Origin of the sequence: Streptomyces sp. NBC_00075 (genome assembly GCF_045041225.1) — a bacterium.
GTDB lineage: Bacteria > Actinomycetota > Actinomycetes > Streptomycetales > Streptomycetaceae > Streptomyces > Streptomyces adonidis.
Genome location: NZ_CP108243.1, coordinates 1,422,988 through 1,439,514, shown reverse-complemented (window position 1 = coordinate 1,439,514; position 16,527 = coordinate 1,422,988). Strand labels below are relative to the sequence as shown.

19 protein-coding genes are annotated in these 16,527 nt (G+C 70.2%); 5 read left to right on the top strand and 14 right to left on the bottom strand.

Annotation, left to right across the window (positions count from 1 at the left end):
- Positions 1–74 precede the first annotated feature (74 nt).
- Positions 75–1,232 (bottom strand): ATP-grasp domain-containing protein, encoded by a 1,158-nt coding sequence (locus tag OG787_RS06330; RefSeq protein WP_405534521.1) that lies wholly within the window; start codon positions 1,230–1,232, stop codon positions 75–77.
- Positions 1,233–1,597: 365 nt separating this feature from the next.
- On the opposite strand from OG787_RS06330, the gene OG787_RS06325 reads away from it, so the two are divergent.
- Together OG787_RS06325 and OG787_RS06320 are read left to right on the top strand one after the other, a co-directional pair.
- Positions 1,598–2,506, top strand: a complete 909-nt coding sequence (locus OG787_RS06325) for a metallophosphoesterase (protein WP_369031805.1) — start codon at positions 1,598–1,600, stop codon at positions 2,504–2,506.
- On the top strand, positions 2,454–3,287 hold the full coding sequence (locus OG787_RS06320; RefSeq protein WP_369031806.1) for a 4'-phosphopantetheinyl transferase: 834 nt from the start codon (positions 2,454–2,456) through the stop codon (positions 3,285–3,287). The genes OG787_RS06325 and OG787_RS06320 overlap by 53 nt, the downstream gene beginning before the upstream one ends.
- On the opposite strand, the gene OG787_RS06315 is transcribed toward OG787_RS06320, so the two are convergent.
- A complete protein-coding gene (locus tag OG787_RS06315) occupies positions 3,262–3,489 on the bottom strand; it encodes a hypothetical protein (RefSeq protein ID WP_369031807.1) in 228 nt (75 codons plus the stop codon). The two genes, OG787_RS06320 and OG787_RS06315, sit on opposite strands and share 26 nt — an antisense overlap.
- 213 nt (positions 3,490–3,702) lie before the next feature.
- Between OG787_RS06315 and OG787_RS06310 the strand changes: the two genes are divergently transcribed.
- The gene (locus OG787_RS06310; protein WP_369031808.1) at positions 3,703–4,719 is read left to right on the top strand and encodes an alpha/beta fold hydrolase; all 1,017 of its coding nucleotides are present in this window, start codon (positions 3,703–3,705) and stop codon (positions 4,717–4,719) included.
- Positions 4,720–4,813: 94 nt separating this feature from the next.
- Here OG787_RS06310 and OG787_RS06305 read toward each other — a convergent pair whose 3' ends face one another.
- Genes OG787_RS06305 through OG787_RS06295 form a run of 3 tightly spaced genes read right to left on the bottom strand, consistent with a single transcriptional unit; the run spans position 4,814 to position 7,228 of the window.
- The gene (locus tag OG787_RS06305) at positions 4,814–5,995 is read right to left on the bottom strand and encodes an MAB_1171c family putative transporter (RefSeq protein WP_405534520.1); all 1,182 of its coding nucleotides are present in this window, start codon (positions 5,993–5,995) and stop codon (positions 4,814–4,816) included.
- 13 nt (positions 5,996–6,008) lie between these two features.
- On the bottom strand, positions 6,009–6,539 hold the full coding sequence (locus OG787_RS06300) for a toxin-antitoxin system, toxin component (protein ID WP_369031861.1): 531 nt from the start codon (positions 6,537–6,539) through the stop codon (positions 6,009–6,011).
- Between the two features lie 32 nt (positions 6,540–6,571).
- The gene (locus tag OG787_RS06295; RefSeq protein ID WP_369031810.1) at positions 6,572–7,228 is read right to left on the bottom strand and encodes a helix-turn-helix domain-containing protein; all 657 of its coding nucleotides are present in this window, start codon (positions 7,226–7,228) and stop codon (positions 6,572–6,574) included.
- 235 nt (positions 7,229–7,463) lie between these two features.
- Here OG787_RS06295 and OG787_RS06290 point away from each other — a divergent pair, with 235 nt between their 5' ends.
- The gene (locus OG787_RS06290) at positions 7,464–8,135 is read left to right on the top strand and encodes a hypothetical protein (protein ID WP_405534519.1); all 672 of its coding nucleotides are present in this window, start codon (positions 7,464–7,466) and stop codon (positions 8,133–8,135) included.
- Positions 8,136–8,223: 88 nt separating this feature from the next.
- Here the strand turns inward: OG787_RS06290 and OG787_RS06285 are convergent, their stop codons facing one another.
- Genes OG787_RS06285 through OG787_RS06270 form a run of 4 tightly spaced genes read right to left on the bottom strand, consistent with a single transcriptional unit; the run spans position 8,224 to position 11,607 of the window.
- Positions 8,224–9,063 carry an ABC transporter ATP-binding protein gene (locus OG787_RS06285; RefSeq protein WP_405534518.1) on the bottom strand — a complete coding sequence of 280 codons (840 nt, stop codon included), beginning with the start codon at positions 9,061–9,063 and terminating at the stop codon, positions 8,224–8,226.
- Positions 9,064–9,089: 26 nt separating this feature from the next.
- Positions 9,090–9,869, bottom strand: coding sequence for an ABC transporter permease (locus OG787_RS06280; protein ID WP_369031813.1), 780 nt, complete (start codon positions 9,867–9,869; stop codon positions 9,090–9,092).
- Positions 9,866–10,639, bottom strand: a complete 774-nt coding sequence (locus OG787_RS06275; protein ID WP_405534517.1) for an ABC transporter permease — start codon at positions 10,637–10,639, stop codon at positions 9,866–9,868. Before OG787_RS06275 ends, OG787_RS06280 begins: the two co-directional genes overlap by 4 nt.
- On the bottom strand, positions 10,636–11,607 hold the full coding sequence (locus tag OG787_RS06270; RefSeq protein ID WP_405534516.1) for an ABC transporter substrate-binding protein: 972 nt from the start codon (positions 11,605–11,607) through the stop codon (positions 10,636–10,638). Before OG787_RS06270 ends, OG787_RS06275 begins: the two co-directional genes overlap by 4 nt.
- Positions 11,608–11,841: 234 nt before the next feature.
- On the opposite strand from OG787_RS06270, the gene OG787_RS06265 reads away from it, so the two are divergent.
- Complete coding sequence (locus tag OG787_RS06265) at positions 11,842–12,660, top strand: IclR family transcriptional regulator C-terminal domain-containing protein (RefSeq protein WP_405534515.1); 819 nt, start codon at positions 11,842–11,844, stop codon at positions 12,658–12,660.
- Here OG787_RS06265 and OG787_RS06260 read toward each other — a convergent pair.
- From OG787_RS06260 to OG787_RS06240, 5 genes are all read right to left on the bottom strand, one after another.
- The gene (locus OG787_RS06260) at positions 12,611–13,546 is read right to left on the bottom strand and encodes a 2Fe-2S iron-sulfur cluster-binding protein (RefSeq protein ID WP_369031817.1); all 936 of its coding nucleotides are present in this window, start codon (positions 13,544–13,546) and stop codon (positions 12,611–12,613) included. The genes OG787_RS06265 and OG787_RS06260 overlap by 50 nt on opposite strands.
- Positions 13,543–13,743 (bottom strand): hypothetical protein, encoded by a 201-nt coding sequence (locus tag OG787_RS06255; protein ID WP_369031818.1) that lies wholly within the window; start codon positions 13,741–13,743, stop codon positions 13,543–13,545. The genes OG787_RS06260 and OG787_RS06255 overlap by 4 nt, the downstream gene beginning before the upstream one ends.
- Entirely contained in the window at positions 13,740–14,804 is a 1,065-nt protein-coding gene (locus tag OG787_RS06250) for a Rieske 2Fe-2S domain-containing protein (protein ID WP_369031819.1), read from the bottom strand. The genes OG787_RS06255 and OG787_RS06250 overlap by 4 nt, the downstream gene beginning before the upstream one ends.
- 158 nt (positions 14,805–14,962) lie before the next feature.
- Positions 14,963–15,739: an MIP/aquaporin family protein gene (locus OG787_RS06245; protein ID WP_405534514.1), complete on the bottom strand. Its 777-nt coding sequence runs from the start codon at positions 15,737–15,739 to the stop codon at positions 14,963–14,965.
- Positions 15,736–16,470 carry a YoaK family protein gene (locus OG787_RS06240; RefSeq protein ID WP_405534513.1) on the bottom strand — a complete coding sequence of 245 codons (735 nt, stop codon included), beginning with the start codon at positions 16,468–16,470 and terminating at the stop codon, positions 15,736–15,738. Before OG787_RS06240 ends, OG787_RS06245 begins: the two co-directional genes overlap by 4 nt.
- Positions 16,471–16,527: the final 57 nt, after the last annotated feature.

Genomic DNA, 16,527 nt, shown 5'->3' with positions numbered 1-16,527 from the left:
ACCAGTCGGGCTGTCAAGAGACTGAGCGCCGATTGGTCCAGACCGATGTGGGTGTGCCCGGTGAGGGCGGGGATTTACGCGGTGGCCGCCGCCGGCGCTCCCGCCGATGCCTCGGCCGTCGCCTCGGCGACCGGCTCCTCGACGGTCACCGGTGCCGGTACGGCGGACAGCGTGGGCGCCGGGACCTCGTCCGCGTGGGCCGGTACCGATGCCGCGCGCACCGGGCGCGGTGCGGAGACCACGGCGTAGTCCTGGCCGAGGAACGGCGGCACCAGATCGCCCGGGTCCTCGCCGAGTGCCAACTGCACTGCCGCCCAAGGGGCGTTGATACCGCACAGCTGGAGCTGGTGCAGTCCGCCGGCCGGGCGCGTGTTGACGTCCATCAGTACGGGGCGGTCCCCGTACATCCGGAACTGGATGTTGCTCAGGTGGTGCAGTCCGAAGCCCTCGGCGATGAGCCGCGCGGGCTCCAGCCAGGCCTCGTCGAGGGTGAAGCCGCGCCGCCTGCCGTTCTTGGTGCGGCCGATCGCCATCCGGATGCGCGAGTCGGGGCCCGTGAGGCAGTCGACGGACACCTCGGGCTGCTCCAGACGGGGCATCACCAGCCAGTCGACGCCCTCCTCGGAGTTCCGCAGCACGTCGAGGACCATGTCCAACTGGACGTAGGGGCTGGGGAACCCGTTCAGGTGCGCCATCGAGAAGGGGGCGCGGGTGATCACCCGGAAGCCCACACCGCCCGCGCCCGCCGCAGGCTTGAAGCACGCCTTGTGGCCGTCGGCCTCCAACTGCTCGACCGCGACAAGGAGTTCGTCCGCGTTGCGCACCCGCCACCACGGCGGCACCGGCACCCCGACCGCTTCGACGGCCTGGTACGCGGTCGCCTTGTCCTGGAAGACGGCCACCGCCTCGGGCGTCGGCGCGAGCAGCTTGGTGCCGACGGCCTCGAAGTCCGCGCGGTGCTCGACGATCGCGTCCTGGTGCAGCCGCGGCACGAACACGTCGATCTCGCGGCGGTCGCACTGGTCGAGCGCGTACTCGACGTACGCGGCGGGGGACAGGCCCTCGGGCTCCATCGCGGCGGTGTCGGCGGCGGCCAGGACGGGGGAGTCGGCGTCCCCGTGGGTGGCGTGGATCTCGACCGCGCGGTCGCTGGGATTTCTCCGCAGCTGTTCAATGAAGAACACGTTCTCCGCGTACGTGCGGTTGAGCCAGACGCGTACGCGAGAGACCATGCAGGGGCCACCTTTCAAGGATCACGGGCACGGCGGAGCAAGGCCGAGCCCGGCCAGGGGAGAGTTGGGAACACGACAAGCCGCCGGGTGCGAACCGGATTTGTGGCGGAAGTGTTGAGGCGATCATAAGGCTCCGCAGACCTTGATACTGCTACGTGCGTGTTACGGAATTGACAGCAGTACACCGTGTGTTGCCTTGTGCACCGGCAGTGGCCCCGGTAGTGATCTTCACCGCCGCTCGTGGATCTTCGTGGAGGGGGCTTCCCGAGCGCGGGGAGCCCTACTTGTCCGGCCGCCGGGGATGTGTTCTTGTGGGTCCGAACGCGCGCCCGCGGGGGCGGAGTTCGGATGCGGAAGGGGCTGGGGTGGAGACGACGACCGGCGGTGCCGGACAGCTGCTGGCGATCAGCGATCTGCACATCGGCTACCCGGAGAACCGCGCCCTGGTCGAACGGATGCACCCTCACTCGGACGACGACTGGCTTCTTGTCGCCGGCGACGTGTCGGAGAGCGTGGCCGACATCCGCTGGGTCCTCGAAACCCTCGTCGGCCGGTTCCGGAAGGTCATCTGGGCACCCGGAAACCACGAGCTGTGGACCCACCCCAAGGACCCGGTCACCCTGCGCGGCGTCGCCCGCTACGAACACCTGGTCGCCCTCTGCCGCGAGCTGGGCGTGGTGTCGCCCGAGGACCCGTACCCCGTGTGGGAGGGCCCCGGCGGCCCCGTGGCCGTCGCGCCGCTCTTCCTCCTCTACGACTACTCCTTCCTGCCGCAGGGCTGCACGACCAAGGCGGAGGGCCTCGCGTACGCGGAGAGCACCGGCATCGTCTGCACCGACGAGTACCTCCTGCACCCAGACCCCTATCCGACCCGCGAGGCCTGGTGCCGGGCCCGGGTCGCCGAGACCGAGCGGCGGCTCGCGGAGCTGCCCGAGGACCTGCCGACGGTGCTCGTCAACCACTATCCGCTGGACCGGCATCCGACGGACGTGCTGTGGCACCCCGAGTTCGCCATGTGGTGCGGCACCACGCTGACCGCCGACTGGCACCGCCGATTCCGCGTCGCGACCATGGTCTACGGTCATCTGCACATCCCTCGGACCACCTGGCACGAGGGCGTCCGCTTCGAAGAAGTGTCGGTGGGCTACCCCCGCGAGTGGCAGAAGCGCCCCGGAGACCCGGGAAGGCTGCGCCGCATACTGCCGATGGAGGTCGGATCCGGTGATCGAGGAGCTGCTTCCGGCCACGGTGGTGGCCGTGGAAACGCACGGTGACGAGACCGTCGGCGGTGGGGACGGGGCCGGTGGGCCCGAGATCGGTGGGCTGGGCGCTGGTGGCCCAGGGGCCGGTGGGCTGGGCGTCGGCGGTCTTGAGGGCGGTGGCCTAGGGACCGGCGGTCTTGGGGCCGGTGGTCTTGGGGGCGCGACACTGTATCCGGAGGAGCAGGCGCTCGTGACCCGGGCGGTGCCCAAGCGCGTGCGCGAGTTCACCCTCGTCCGCGCGTGTGCCCGCCGGGCCATGGAGAAGCTCGGCGTGCCGCCGCAGCCCGTGCTGCCCGGCGAGCGGGGCGCCCCGCAGTGGCCGGCCGGGCTGGTCGGCAGCATGACCCACTGCGAGGGCTACTGCGCCGCCGCACTGGTCCGCGCCACCGACCTTGCCTCGATCGGCATCGACGCCGAACCCCACCAGCCGCTGCCCGAGGGCGTCCTCGACTCCGTGGCCCTGTCCACGGAACGGGAACACCTGCGGGTGCTCGCGGAGGGCGGCCCCGGCGCGCACGGAATCCCCGTGCACTGGGACCGGCTGCTGTTCAGCGCCAAGGAGTCGGTCTACAAGGCGTGGTTCCCCCTCACCGGCAAGTGGCTGGACTTCAGCGAGGCCGACATCGCGTTCACGGCCGTCCCCGGCGCGCACCCGTACGGCACCTTCCGGGCCCGGCTGCTGGTGCCGGGACCGGTTGTCGACGGCCACGAACTCGGGTACTTCGACGGCCGCTGGACCGTGCGGCGCGGGCTGCTGGGCACGGCGGTCAGCGTGCCGCACCAGCCTGCCTGAGCAGCTCGAAGAACCGCTCCTCGTTGCCCGACAGGCCCGCCGCCGCCAGCGCCGCCTCCGCCTCGGCGAGAACGGCCGGCGGCACGACGGGTGGTCGGCGGCTCCCCGGTGGCACGTCGAAGGCTGCGCGCACGGTGTGCAGCAGCCTCAAGTAGGCCTGTACGGCGGTGCGCTCACGGTCGGTCAGTACGGCGGTCGGCATCGGTCGGCTCTCCCCGTGTCGGCGTCATTCCTGCACCTCCCAGCTTGCCGCCCGCCACTGACAATCCGGTTCCCGTACGCGTCGGTTCGCTCGCTTAGCGGAGGCGAAACCTCCTCGAAACGCCTCGTGAGAATGGGGTTCTACGCTGAGGGGAAAGGGTTTTCAGCAAGGGGTCGGCGCGTCAGCGCACAGGAACACGGGGAGGTGGGCGGTGTGACGGACGTCCCGCGTCACGGACCGGCACGCGCCGTACGGCTGCGTTCGGTGGGCGACGACGAACTGGAACTGCGGTACCGCGTCGTGCACGGGTACCGTCGGGCCTTCCGCATGGCGGGCTCGGGTCCCGCGCTCGTCCTGATCCACGGCATCGGCGACTCCTCGGCGACCTGGGCCGAGCTGATCCCCGACCTCGCCCGCAGCCACACCGTGATCGCCCCCGACCTGCTCGGCCACGGCGCGTCCGACAAACCGCGCGCCGACTACTCGGTGGCCGCCTACGCCAACGGCGTGCGCGATCTGCTCACCACCCTCGGCATCGAGTCCGCGACGCTCGTCGGACACTCGCTCGGGGGCGGGGTGGCCATGCAGTTCGCCTATCAGTTTCCCGAGCGCACCGAGCGGCTCATCCTCGTGAGTGCGGGGGGTGTGGGGCGTGAGGTGAACCCGGTTCTGCGGGCCGTGTCACTGCCCGGTGCCCATCTCGCCTTGTCCGCGCTGCGGTTGCCGGGGATGCGGTTGCAAGTGGGGCTGGTTGTGCGGTTGATGAAGCTGCTGGACACGGATCTGGGGCAGGACGCGCCTGAGTTGCTCACGCTCGTTGACGCGCTGCCCGACGAGACCTCGCGCAACGCCTTCATTCGTACGCTGCGGGCGGTGGTGGACTGGCGGGGGCAGGTCGTGACCATGCTCGATCGGTGTTATCTCACCGAGGGCATGCCGACGATGTTGCTGTGGGGGGACCGGGACAGTGTGGTGCCGGTGCGGCACGCTTACGGGGCGCACGAGGCCATGCCCGGTAGTCGGCTGGAGATCTTTGAGGGGGCGGGGCATTTTCCGTTCCACAGTGATCCGGTGAGGTTTGTGGAGCTGGTGGAGGAGTTCACCGGGGGGAGTGCGCCGGCTGACTGGAGTCGGGAGCACTGGCGGGAGTTGTTGGTGGATGGGCGGCCTGTGGGGGACGGGGTGGGGGTGGAGGAGTTGCGGGAGGTGAGTGAGCGTAGTGCGACGTAGTTTTTCGGGTGCGGCGCCGTCGTGGCTGGTCGCGCCCACGCGGCGGAGCCGCAAATTGACACAGCCCCGCGCCCCTGAAGACCCACCGCGGCCCCTAGTGCAGAGCCACTGTTCCTTCTCGTACCGCCGCTACCACCGGTGATTTGCGCAACGCGTGTGACATGGCCAGCAGGTCTCGGGGGCCTTCGGGCGGTGCTGACGTGCCGTTCTCCGCCGCCGCCGCGTTGATCACCCTGCCCTCCGGGTCCGCTGCTCTGGCCTGTATCGCCGCCGTCACCATCGCCGCGTCCGCCTCCGCCCTGGCGCCCTCGGGGGACGAGCCGGCGGCGACCGCGGCCTCGTAGGCCCTGCTTCGGACCGTGGGGTCGAAGTACGGGTACAGGCTGAGCATGCCGTCGTGGATGTCCGACTCGCGTCGGGTTACCTGGAGTTCGGCCGGGGACCACCAGGCGATGCGGACCCCGCGGTCGCCGTGGTCCGAGAGGGGGGCCAGTTCTCGCCACAGGGGGCTCAGGCGGCGGTACGTCGACCAGGTGCTCCAGACGTCGCCGACGCGCTGGAAGGCCAGGGGGATGCAGAAGCCGGCCGCGGTGACGACCTCTGCGGCGGCGGCCATCGCGGGGGCCACGTACGTGCTCAGATAGTCGAGGTTCTCGCCGTTCCAGCGGGCGATCACGGCCGTCATCTTGGCCGCCGCGAAGGCGATGTTGCAGAAGAAGCCGGCCACGATGACCAGCAGGCCGACCCGCAGCCAGCCGTGCACCTGGAGCGCCCACGGCCAGCACATCATGTTCATCGCTATGTTCGCGACCGTCAGTGCCACGAGGTAGAGGACGATCATTTCGCGGATGTACGGCGTGTTCGCGTAGTGCGTGTCGAAGTCGCGCAGGCGTTGCTCGGGCGCGTCGCCCAGGGCGAACAGGGCCGCCGTCGCCACGATCACCACCGCGTACCCGGCGATCCAGCGGCGTGAGGCGCGGCGGGTGGACTCGGGCGGGCCGCCGCGCCAGTTGATGATCAGCACCAGGCAGGAGGCGCTGAAGGCGCTCAGCAGGCAGTACACGAGCGGTGCCGAGATGTTCGGGACGCCGGTGACGCGGTTGACCCAGGAGATCGTCGGCGGGGCCGCGAAGAGGAACACCAGGACGGAGAGGAGGAGCAGCGCGTACACCGACCGCTGGAGCGGGTCCCGCCAGGCGCGCAGTACCGTCCGGCCCTTGAGGAGGAGGACGATCACCATCGCGGCGGACGGCACGTAGTAGCTGGAGTCGTTCACGGCGGGCGCCGCCTCAGCTCTGCGGCCCGCGATAGCCGAGAGAGGCCTCGATCCGGCCCGCGAGCTGATCCCGCTGAACCGGCTTGCGCAGCGCCGAACCGGCCAGCCACGTACGGCACTTGCTGGCCAGCAGCAGGCCGAAGCTCTCGGCGTCCTGCTCGTCCGCGAGGTCGAACCGGGTACGGGCGGCCACCTTGCGGACCGTGGCCTGGAGGTCCGCGGTGTCGCTGAGCAGCCGGGCGGCGACCGCGGCGCCGTCGACATGATGGCCGCAGTGCCCGGACTGCATGTGCCACAGCTCATGGCCCAGGATCACCAACTGGTGGTCGGGCGCGGTGCGTTCCTCGACCACGATGAGGTCCTGGTCGGCCATGTCGAGCCACAGCCCGCTGGCCGTGCCGGGCGGGAAGGGCGCCGCGCGGAACAGGACGGGACGGCCGCGGCGCCTGCTCATGGCATCGCACAGCGCGGCATAGAGGTCGGCGGGCTCCGCCGGTACCGGGAGCTTCAGCTCGGTGACCAACTCGCCGCACAGGCGGCGCATTTCCTTGCCGATGTTCACAGTCATCCCTCGGATCACGACTCCGGCCGCTTGACGCTCTCCAGAAGCATGTCCAGCCACTCGGCGACCTTGTCGCGATGCTGGTCGGAGGGCAGCTGCGCGGCCCGCCAGGCGATTCCGCGGACTCCGTGGTCCTGCAACAGCCGCTCCAGCGGGTCGAAGGCGGCCGCCGCCGCCTCGCGCTCACGGTCGGCGAGCTGCTGGAGTAGCTCCTGCTCGGTGCGCTGGAGGGCGCCCGCGAGCGCCTCGGGGTCCTCCGCGGTGAGGAATCCGGCGTGCACCCTGAAGAAGCGCTGGATGGCGTCGCAGTGCTCCATCGTGGGGCGCCGGTCGCCGTTGATGAGGGCGCCCGCCTGCTGGCGCGACATACCGGCACCGTCCGCGATCTCCTGCTGGGTGTACTTACGGCCGTTCGGCTTGAGCCGGGTGCGGCGCAGCAGGCCCAGCCGTTGCAGGAAACGGGCCTGGAGATCGGGTTCGCCGGCGCTCTGGCCGCTGAGCAGCGCCTTGACGACGCTCTCGGGCACACCGGAGGCGGTGGAGAGCTGTGCCGTCCTGAAGACCTCGGCGTGCGGTACGCCGAGCCGGTCCGCGAGTGCGGTGACACGGGCCACTACGGCGGACAGCAGAACCGTCGCCGTGGCGCCCGGAACCTCGTAGCCATCCGTCACCGACAGGTCTCCCACGTCTTGGTCCGTCTTCGTCTTCGTCCGGCATCGCTGTTGCCGCGAACTGCCCGGAGAGAGTAGCGGGTTGTTCGAACTCACATCCAGCTCTCGCCACATCTGTGGCCAGATTCAGCCGTCAACAGGCATGAAATGCCACGATAGTTGACACGGCTCGTGCCGGGGCAGCAGGATCAGGGCGCCGCGTGAAGGCCGCATAGGCAAGAGGGGTGACCTCCCGATGGCATTTCAGGCAGGAGGGCAGCGGCCGGCGCCGCGGCCGGTCCCCGAGAGTCCCGAGGCCCAGGCGTATCTGCGGGACTACGCCAAGCTCGTGGAGGCCGTGCCCTTTCCGTCCGTCGTCCTCGACCACCGGTGGGACGTGGTCCTCTCCAACACCGCGTTCGAGACACTTTTCCGCGCCGTCGGCCCGCATCCCACTGCCATGCCCGGCGACAACTTCCTCCGTTTCGTCCTCTTCCACCCGGACGCGGGCACGGTCCTCGGCGAGCACGAGTCGAGCTGGTGCCTGCCGATGCTCGCGCACTTCGCCGCCGCCGTGGAGCGGCACAGCCAGGACCGCGGCCTCCAGGCCATCCGCCGGGACATCGCCCAGGACCCGATCATGGAGGCCGCCTACCGGCAGGGCCTGCCGCACTGGATCCGGGCGGTCGGCGCCGGGGCCGTCCAGCACGACGCCGCCGTACGACCGCTGCTGCACCCCGACCCGCGCTGGGGCGCCACCGAGTGCCGGGTCGTGGGCGAGACCTCCAAGTCCCTTGAGGACATGGGCTACACGAGGCTGACGCTGGTGCTCCGCGAGACGCGGCGCCCGGCGGACGCCCCGCGAGGACCACGCCGCCCGCGGCGCTCGGCGAGCCACCTGAGTGTGGTGCCGGCCCCGGAGGCGTGACACGGGGACCTGGCCCCGGAACCGTCGGCGTTCAGGTCGCCGACGGCACCGGGGCCGCCGCCCTGCCGGCCCCGACACCATTCCCGGATCAGTTCTTGTCCACCGCCCTGTCCGTGACGTCCTCGATCCTGTCCGTCGGGCCGGGGGCCGGGTTTCCGCGTTTGGCCGTCTGGATCTGCTCGTACACATGCGTGCGCAGTTCGGCGAAGCGTGGAGCGACCCGGGTGTGCAACTGGTCGCGTTCGTCCGGGAGATCGATCGTCAGCTGCTCCCTGACGACGGTCGGGGACGCGGACAGGACGAGCACCCGCTGGCCCAGATACACGGCCTCGTCGATGTCGTGGGTGACGAACAGGATCGTGATCCCGCGCTGCCGCCACAGCCCCCGTACGAGGTCTTCGAGGTCGGCGCGGGTCTGGGCGTCGACCGCCGCGAACGGCTCGTCCATCAGCAGGACTTCGGGCTCGTAGGCGAGCGCGCGGGCGATCGCGACCCGCTGCTGCATACCGCCGGACAGCTGCCACGGATACGCCCCGGCGGCGTCCGCGAGCCCGACCGAACGCAGCGCGTCCGCGACCAGTTCGCGGCGCCGGGACTTGGACAAACCCTTCTGCTTCAGCGGGAGTTCGACGTTGTCGCCGACGCGCATCCAGGGGAAGAGGCTGCGGCCGTACTCCTGGAAGACGAACGCCATCCCGGGCGGCGGACCGCTCACCGGCCGCCCCGCGAGCGTCACTTGGCCCGCCGTCGGCGTCATGAGCCCGCCGACGCACTTCAGCAGCGTCGTCTTGCCGCACCCCGACGGGCCGACCAGGCACACGAGTTCGCCCGCCTCGATGCCGAAGGTGAGGTCCCGCACCGCCTCGACCCGGCGCCCGGACCCCTCGTAGACCTTGTTCAGCCCGGATACATCGAGAAGCGCGCCCATGGACCGCCCTTTCACGTTCGAGAGGCTCACTGCGACCGCCGGGCCGAGGCGCGCAGACCGTGGTACCAGCCGAGCACGCGCCGCTCGACCAGCTGGAAGACGACGGAGAGGACGAAGCCGAGCAGGCCCAGGACGAGGATCCCGGTCCACATGTCCGGTATGGCGAAGCCGCGTTGGAACTGCACGATGGTGAAACCGAGGCCGTTGCTGGCGGCGAACATCTCGCTGATGACCATGAGGATGATGGCGATGGACAGCGCCTGGCGCAGCCCCGCGAAGATCTGCGGGCTCGCCGAGCGCAGCACCACGTTCCGCAGCCGGGCTGCTCCCGTGATCCCGTACGAACGTGCCGTTTCGGCCATCACCGGGTCGACCGCGCGCACGCCCTCGACGGTGTTGAGGAGGATCGGCCAGACGCAGCCGCTCGCGATCACGGTGATCTTCATCGTGTCGTCGATGCCCGCGAACAGCATGATGACGGGGATCAGGACGGGCGCCGGGATCGCCCGCAGGAACTCCAGCACCGGTTCGCACAGGGCCCGCACCCGCCGGTAGGAGCCGATGACCGTGCCGAGGGCCACCCCGACGACGGCCGCCACCGCGTACCCGGCGGCCAGCCGCAGGATGCTGGGCAGCACGTCGGCGCGCAGCCGCTCGGGGGTCCAGACGTCGGGGAAGGCCGTGAGGATCGTCCGCAGGGGTGGCCAGAAAGGGTTGGTGCTGTCGTCGGAGGCGAGCCACCAGAGCCCGAGCAGGACGAGGGGCAGGGCGAGCACGAAGACCAGCCGGAGCAGGAACCGGGTCACACCGCCACCTCCCCGCGCACCGACTGGTGCCAGGCCAGCGCCCGCCGTTCCACCGTACGTGCGCCCACGTTGATGACCAGGCCGAGCAGGCCGGTCACCACGATGAGCGCGTACATCTCGGGCACCGCCTGCGAGTTCTGCGCGATGGCGATGCGCGCGCCCAACCCCGGTGCCCCGATGACCAGTTCGGCGGTCACCGTGAGGATCAGCGCGACGGCCGCGGCCAGCCGTACGCCGGTCATGACGTACGGCAGCGCGGTCGGCCACAGCACGTACCGGATGCGCGCCCAGCTGCCCAGACCGTACGAGCGGGCCGTCTCGTCCGCGACCGGGTCCAAGTCCTGGATGCCGTACAGGACTTGGACCAGCACCTGCCAGAAGGAGGCGTAGACGACCAGGAGGAGGACCGAGCGCAGTTCGCTGCCGTAGAGGAGGACGGCGAGCGGGATCAGCGCGACCGACGGGATCGGGCGCAGGAACTCGATCGTCGACGCCGTGGCCTCGCGCAGATACGGCACGACCGACACGAGCACCCCGACGGCGATACCGGCGCTCACCGCGATCGCCAGCCCCAGCGCCCAGCCGGTGAGCGTGTCACCGAGCGCCGTCCAGAAGGTGTCGTCGGACAGCTCGTCGCCGAGGGCGCCGGCGATCCGGGCGACGGGCGGGAAGTACGCCTCCTTGACGAGACCGAGCCGCGGTACCGCCTCGCCCAGGGCGAGGAAGACCGCGAGCCCGGTCGCGCCGAGGACGGCGTTCGTCCCTCTCACGGCAGCAGCTTGTCCAGGTCGGGGGTCTTCTTGAAGAGCCCGTCCTCCTCGCCGAGCTTCATCAGCGCCTCGATCGAGGCACGGTTCGCCTCGGCCGGCCACTTCGGCAGGGTCACCTTCGCCAGGACGTCCGCCGGGATCTTGGTGTACGTCGTGACGATCTGCCGGGCCTCGTCCGGATGGGCGTCGGCGTAGGCGAGGGACTCGGCGGTGGCCTCCTGGAACTTCTTCACCAACTCCGGGTTCTGCTGGGCGTACTGGGTCGAGGTGAAGTACATCGCGACGGTGCAGTTCGGCGCGACGTCCACGAGCGGCCAGCCGATCTCCACACCGCCCTGGCTCTTGACGGTCGCCAGGGCCGGCTCGACGACCTGGGCGGCGTCGATCTGGCCGCTGTCGAGGGCGGCGGGCATCTGGTCGAAGGCCAGCTCGACGAACTTCACCTTGTCCGGGTCGCCGCCCGCCTTGCGCACCGACTCTCGGACCGACGTCTCGTTGATGTTCTTGAGGGTGTTGACGGCGACCTTCTTGCCCTCCAGGTCCTTCGCCGACTTGATCGGGCTGTCCTTCTTCACGGTGATCGCGCTGAAGTCCTTGCCCGCCACACCAGTTGACGCGATGCCGTTGACGACGGCCTTGACCGGCACGTCGTTGGACTGGGCGATCATCAACGACGTCACGTTGCTGAAGCCGAACTGGAACTGGCCGCTGACGACACCCGGCACGATCGCCGCGCCGCCCTGCGCGAGGGTGAGGGACAGCTTGAGCCCGCGCTCGCTGAAGAAGCCCTTCTGCTGACCGAGGTAGAGGGGTGCCACGTCGACGATGGGGATGATGCCGACCTTGACCGTGGTGATGCCGCCGGACGACGTGGTGCCGCCCGACGAGCCGGAACCGTCCGACGAACCACAGGCCGTCGCGGTGACCAGGAGCGTGGCGGCCGTGAGGCCGGTGAACAGACGACGCATGACTCCTCCTGTGGGACCGATCCTGGTGCTCCGACAGGTTGTGCCAGATGGTGGCGAGTTGTGCGCGGAGAGCACGGGCGTGCTCAGGGAGAACGTCTCGGAACGTCTCAGCGGGAACGTAGAGCCCCACGCCAGCCAGGGTCAATGCCCGTGCCGTACCTGGTTGTTGACGTACACGGCACGCACTCATAGCGTGCGCACAGCGCACACTCGTACGTCCCCCTGGAGGCTACGATGACCGCTGCCGCCCGCGCCCCGCACTTCGTCCGCTCCTTCGAACGCGGCCTGGCCGTCATCCGCGCCTTCGACGCCGAACACCCGGCGCTGACGCTCAGCGAGGTCGCCCGCGCCTGCGAACTGACCCGCGCCGCCGCCCGCCGTTTCCTGCTCACCCTCGCCGACCTCGGCTACGTCCACAGCGACGGCCGGCTCTTCCGGCTCACCCCGCGCGTGCTGGAGCTCGGCTACGCGTACCTCGCCGCCTTCACCCTGCCGCAGATCGCCGAGCCGCATCTGGAGCAACTCGTCGCGCAGGTAAGGGAGTCGTCCTCGCTGTGCGTCCTGGACGGCGACGACATCGTGTATGTGGCCCGCGTCCCCGTCCGCCGCATCATGACCGCGGCCATCACCGTCGGCACCCGCTTCCCGGCCCACGTCACGTCAGTGGGAAGGGTGATCCTCGCGCATCTGCCCGAGGAGGAGCTGGACGCCCTCCTCGCCCGCGCCGACCTGCGCCCTCTGACAGACCGGACGATCACCTCGACGACCGTACTGCGGACGGAACTTCAGCGCGTACGGCGACAGGGGTACGCCGTCGTCGACCAGGAACTGGAGGAGGGACTGCGCTCGGTCGCCGCCCCGGTGCGCGACCGGGACGGCGAGGTGGTGGCCGGCGTGAACATCCCCGTCCACGCCGGCCGCAACTCCGTGGAGTCGGTACGCCGGGACCTGCTGCCCCATCTCCTGGCGACCGTCGCCCGGATCGAGGCGGACCTGGCGATGGCTACAGGTCGAGGACGAGCCGCGGACCACGGCACCGGGACACACAGATGAGCATCGTCTCGCCGGCCTCCCGCTCCTCGTCCGACAGCACCGAGTCCCGGTGGTCCGGGGTGCCTTCGAGGACGTCCGTCTCGCAGGTGCCGCAGGTCCCCTCGGTGCAGGAGTAGAGCACCTCGACCCCGGCCCCGCGCACGGTGTCGAGGACGGACACGTCGACGGGCACGGTCAGCGTACGACCGCTGCGCTGCAACACGACCTCGAACTCGCTGTCGTCACCGCCCTGTTGGACCTTGGGCGTGAACCGTTCGACGTGCAGGGCACCGCCGGGACAGACGGACTCCACCGCGTCGAGGAGCGCCCCCGGACCGCAGCAGTAGACGAGAGTGCCCTCCGCCAGCCGCCCGACCTCCGAGTCGAGGTCGAGCAGCCCGGTCTCGTCCTGCGGAGCGAAGGTGACCTTGTCCCCGTACCGCCCCAACTCCTCCGTGAATGCCATGGAGTTGCGGGTGCGCCCGCCGTACAGCAGCGTCCACTCGGCGCCCGCGGCCTCGGCGGCGGCGAGCATCGGCAGGATCGGGGTGATACCGATGCCGCCCGCGACGAAGCGGTAGCGGGGCGCCGGCTTGAGCGCGAAGTGGTTGCGCGGCCCGCGTACCCGGACCTTGTCGCCGAGCCCCAACTGCCCGTGCACATACGCCGATCCACCGCGCCCGTCCGGCTCGCGCAGCACCGCGATCCGCCACGCCGACCGGTCGGCCGGGTCGCCGCACAGCGAGTACTGGCGCTCCAGCTCGGGCCCGAGCACGACGTCGACATGGGCGCCGGGCTCCCACGGCGGGAGTTCTTCACCCAGTGGATGCCGCAGAGTGAGCGCGAGCACGCCATCGGCGGCCAACTCGCGCCGATCAACGACGAGTTCGGCTTCGTACACGCTCATGAGCTGCTTCCTTGCGGCTGGTCGGCCTGCGGCTGATGTCCCTGGGGTTCGTGTCCTTGCGGGTGGGAGAGCATCCACTCCCACATCTCGATGGGGTCCTGCGAGCTGTGTTCACGGCCGCAGTGACAGGTGCCGTGCAGGATGTCCGTGCCCGGCAGCCAGTCGATGCGGTAGACCTCGCCCGTGGGGCTGCTCACAGGACCTTCTCCACCGGCTTGTCGCCCTCCTCGACCAGCCGGGCGAGGATACGGCGGGCGGCGAGACCACCTGTGTCGATGTTGATGCTCAGCTCCTGGTAGCCGGTGCGCTCCGAACCGAGCGTCTCCTGAAGGAGGTTGAGCGCGACGACGTCCTGCATGACGACCGTGTGGTTGTTGCTCCGCAGGAACTCGGTGACCTCGTCGTCGTCCGTGGCCCAGTCCCGCGAGACCATCCAGAAGTCGTACACCTTGCCGTCGGACGACGGCGTGATCGCGTAGGTGATCTCGGTGTGGAAGCCGTTCGGGTCGCTGCCGTCCGCCTCGGGCACCACACCCACCGGGGCGATCCGGCTGTGCAGCAGATACAGGCACGGCGCGTGGTACTCGATGTCCTGCCAGCGCGTGATCCGCCCCTCGATCCCGGTCGACTTGGCGTAGAACGGCGGGCACTCGGCGTCGGCCATGTGCCGGCTGACCCGGACGATCCCGGCGCCCTCGTCGACCTCGGTGGTGATCGGGGTCTCGGCGACCTCGGGGGTGCCGATGTAGCCGCCGTGCAGATAGGTCTCGTGGGAGAGGTCGAGGAGGTTGTCGACCAGAAGCCCGTAGTCGGCGTCGATCGGTTCCATGCCCTGGATGGTGGTCCAGCCGGGGGAGTCGAGGTGCCGGGCGCGCGGGATGGTCCCCGGGTCGGCGAGCGCCGCATCACCGATCCAGACCCAGATCAGCGAGTCCTGTTCGACGACCGGGTAGGAGGCGACGCGGGCGGTGCGCGGCACCCGTTTCTGCCCCGGCACGTAGACGCACGTACCCGTGGTGTCGTAGGTGAAGCCGTGGTAGCCGCACACGATCCGGTCGCCGTCGAGTCCGCTCTCGGAGAGCGGGTACCTGCGGTGCACACAGCGGTCGTGCAGGGCTATCGGCGTTCCCTCGCCCTCGGTGCGGTAGAAGACGAGCGGCTCGCCGAGAATCGTCCGTCCGAGCAACTCCCGGCCCACTTCGTGGCTGTAGGCGGCGACGTACCACTGGTTCCTGGCGAAGGCGGTGGTGTGCGGCATCGTTGCGGCTCCCGTCTCTGTGTGATGGCGACATCGTCCGGAAGGGCGTCACAGGGACGCAACACCGCTTCCGCCTGGCAGAAGGGTCGCTGTAAAAGGCCTGCTCAGAGGGTTGATGGATATGCCTCGGTGTTCGACCCGAGTGGAACGTGCGGCCGTTACGCCTTTCGACGGCGTGCGTCGATCCGCCGGATCATGACGGTTGCGGCGAATGCTCCCGCGGGAGGGGCGAGCAGATAAGTCGGCAGGAGCGAGAAGTCGCCTGAGAACAGGGCGGGGCCGAACTCGCGGGCGGGGTTGGCGCCTGCGCCGGTGAGGGTGCCGAAGGCGATGATCTGGATACCGATCATGGTGCCGACAGCCCATGGGGTGAACGGGCGGAGTCTGCGGCTGGAGATGCCGATTCCGGCGGCGGCGACGATGACGAACATCGTGGTGGCCTCGACGACGGCGACGGCGATCCAGGACCAGCCCGGAGCCGACCGGATGACGGCGTAGTCCACGGCCGGAGCGGCGGTCATCGGTCCCCACACCAGTCGACCGACCGCGACCCCGAGGACCGAGCCGACCAGCTGCCCGGCGATGAAGGCGGCGACGTCACGGCCCGGCGTGCGGCCGTAGCGCCACATGGCCAGGGTGATGGCCGGGTTGATGTGACCTCCCGTCACCCTGCCCCAGGGCGAGAGCATGACGGCGGTGACGGTGTAGCCGGAGACGGGTGCGAGGGCGAGCAGTCTGCCTTCGGTGGTGTTCCACCAGCCGTCCCCGGCGGGGTCGAGGGTGCCCATCAGCCAGCGGACCGTGGTGACCACGACGAACATCATGAGGGCAGTCAGGGCCAGTTCGAGGAGCGCGGAGTGGAGGGTGCGCCGCCAGGCGGACTGTTGCGCTTGCTTCCGGAGACCTGGGCCCGCTTGGACGGGGTTCGCGGTCACAGCGGTTGCGTCCAGCCGGCGTCGGAACGGGTCAGCGTGAACGCGGTGACCGTGGCCCCTGCCAGGAGCACCGTGGCGAACATCAGGGGCAGGGCCGGGCTGCCGTGCAGGACGACTACCGCTCCGACGAGGCCGCCGGTGAACATGGCCGCCGCCGAGAGCGAGCGGCGGCCCGCCCTGCCTCCCGCCCCGCCGGCGGCGCGGCTGTCGGCGGCGATCCCCGTGATGGTGAGCGTCAGCACGGTCGTGGTCAGATCGGGTACGGCCAGCGCGCGTGCGGCGGCGTTCTGCACGCCCATGGCGAGGCCGAGGAGCGCGATCAGGGCATACCGGGCCGTGCCCGCGTACGGGGTGGCGGAAGCCTCGGCGATGACGTACGACACCAGTACCAGAGCGGTCTCCAGCAGCAGGGCCAGGTGCAGCACCCGGCCCCGGTGGGCGCGGGCGCCGTGGGCCAGGCGGCCGCCGAGCAGGGCGCCCACGCCGAACGCGGCGAGCGCCGCGAGCGAGGCGGCCAGAGAGAAGCCGACCGCGCCGGCGAGCGCGAAACCGGAGAAGACGACGTTGCCGGTCATGTTGGCGACGAAGACATGGCCCAGGACCAGGTAGCTGAACGCGTCCACAAGGCCGGTCACCACGGTCAGCGTGAGCATGAGCGGAGGGAGCGGGCCGTGGCGGCCCCTCATGTCGGGGACGACGGTGGCCCAGGCGTCCCGTAGTGCGGCAGGCATGGCGGTGCTCCGAATCGCAGGCAGGGGAGTAGGTCGGTTCCCGGGAGTGCGTGGCTT

Excerpts from the sequence above, each read along its gene's own strand:
- OG787_RS06250 (WP_369031819.1), bottom strand. The coding sequence starts at position 14,804 with ATGCCGCACACCACCGCCTTCGCCAGGAACCAGTGGTACGTCGCCGCC.
- OG787_RS06300 (WP_369031861.1), bottom strand. The coding sequence starts at position 6,539 with ATGCGCCGCCTGTGCGGCGAGTTGGTCACCGAGCTGAAGCTCCCGGTA.
- OG787_RS06315 (WP_369031807.1), bottom strand. The coding sequence starts at position 3,489 with ATGCCGACCGCCGTACTGACCGACCGTGAGCGCACCGCCGTACAGGCC.
- OG787_RS06330 (WP_405534521.1), bottom strand. The coding sequence starts at position 1,232 with ATGGTCTCTCGCGTACGCGTCTGGCTCAACCGCACGTACGCGGAGAAC.
- OG787_RS06240 (WP_405534513.1), bottom strand. The coding sequence starts at position 16,470 with ATGCCTGCCGCACTACGGGACGCCTGGGCCACCGTCGTCCCCGACATG.
- OG787_RS06290 (WP_405534519.1), top strand. The coding sequence starts at position 7,464 with ATGGCATTTCAGGCAGGAGGGCAGCGGCCGGCGCCGCGGCCGGTCCCC.
- OG787_RS06265 (WP_405534515.1), top strand. The coding sequence starts at position 11,842 with ATGACCGCTGCCGCCCGCGCCCCGCACTTCGTCCGCTCCTTCGAACGC.
- OG787_RS06285 (WP_405534518.1), bottom strand. The coding sequence starts at position 9,063 with ATGGGCGCGCTTCTCGATGTATCCGGGCTGAACAAGGTCTACGAGGGG.
- OG787_RS06270 (WP_405534516.1), bottom strand. The coding sequence starts at position 11,607 with ATGCGTCGTCTGTTCACCGGCCTCACGGCCGCCACGCTCCTGGTCACC.
- OG787_RS06260 (WP_369031817.1), bottom strand. The coding sequence starts at position 13,546 with ATGAGCGTGTACGAAGCCGAACTCGTCGTTGATCGGCGCGAGTTGGCC.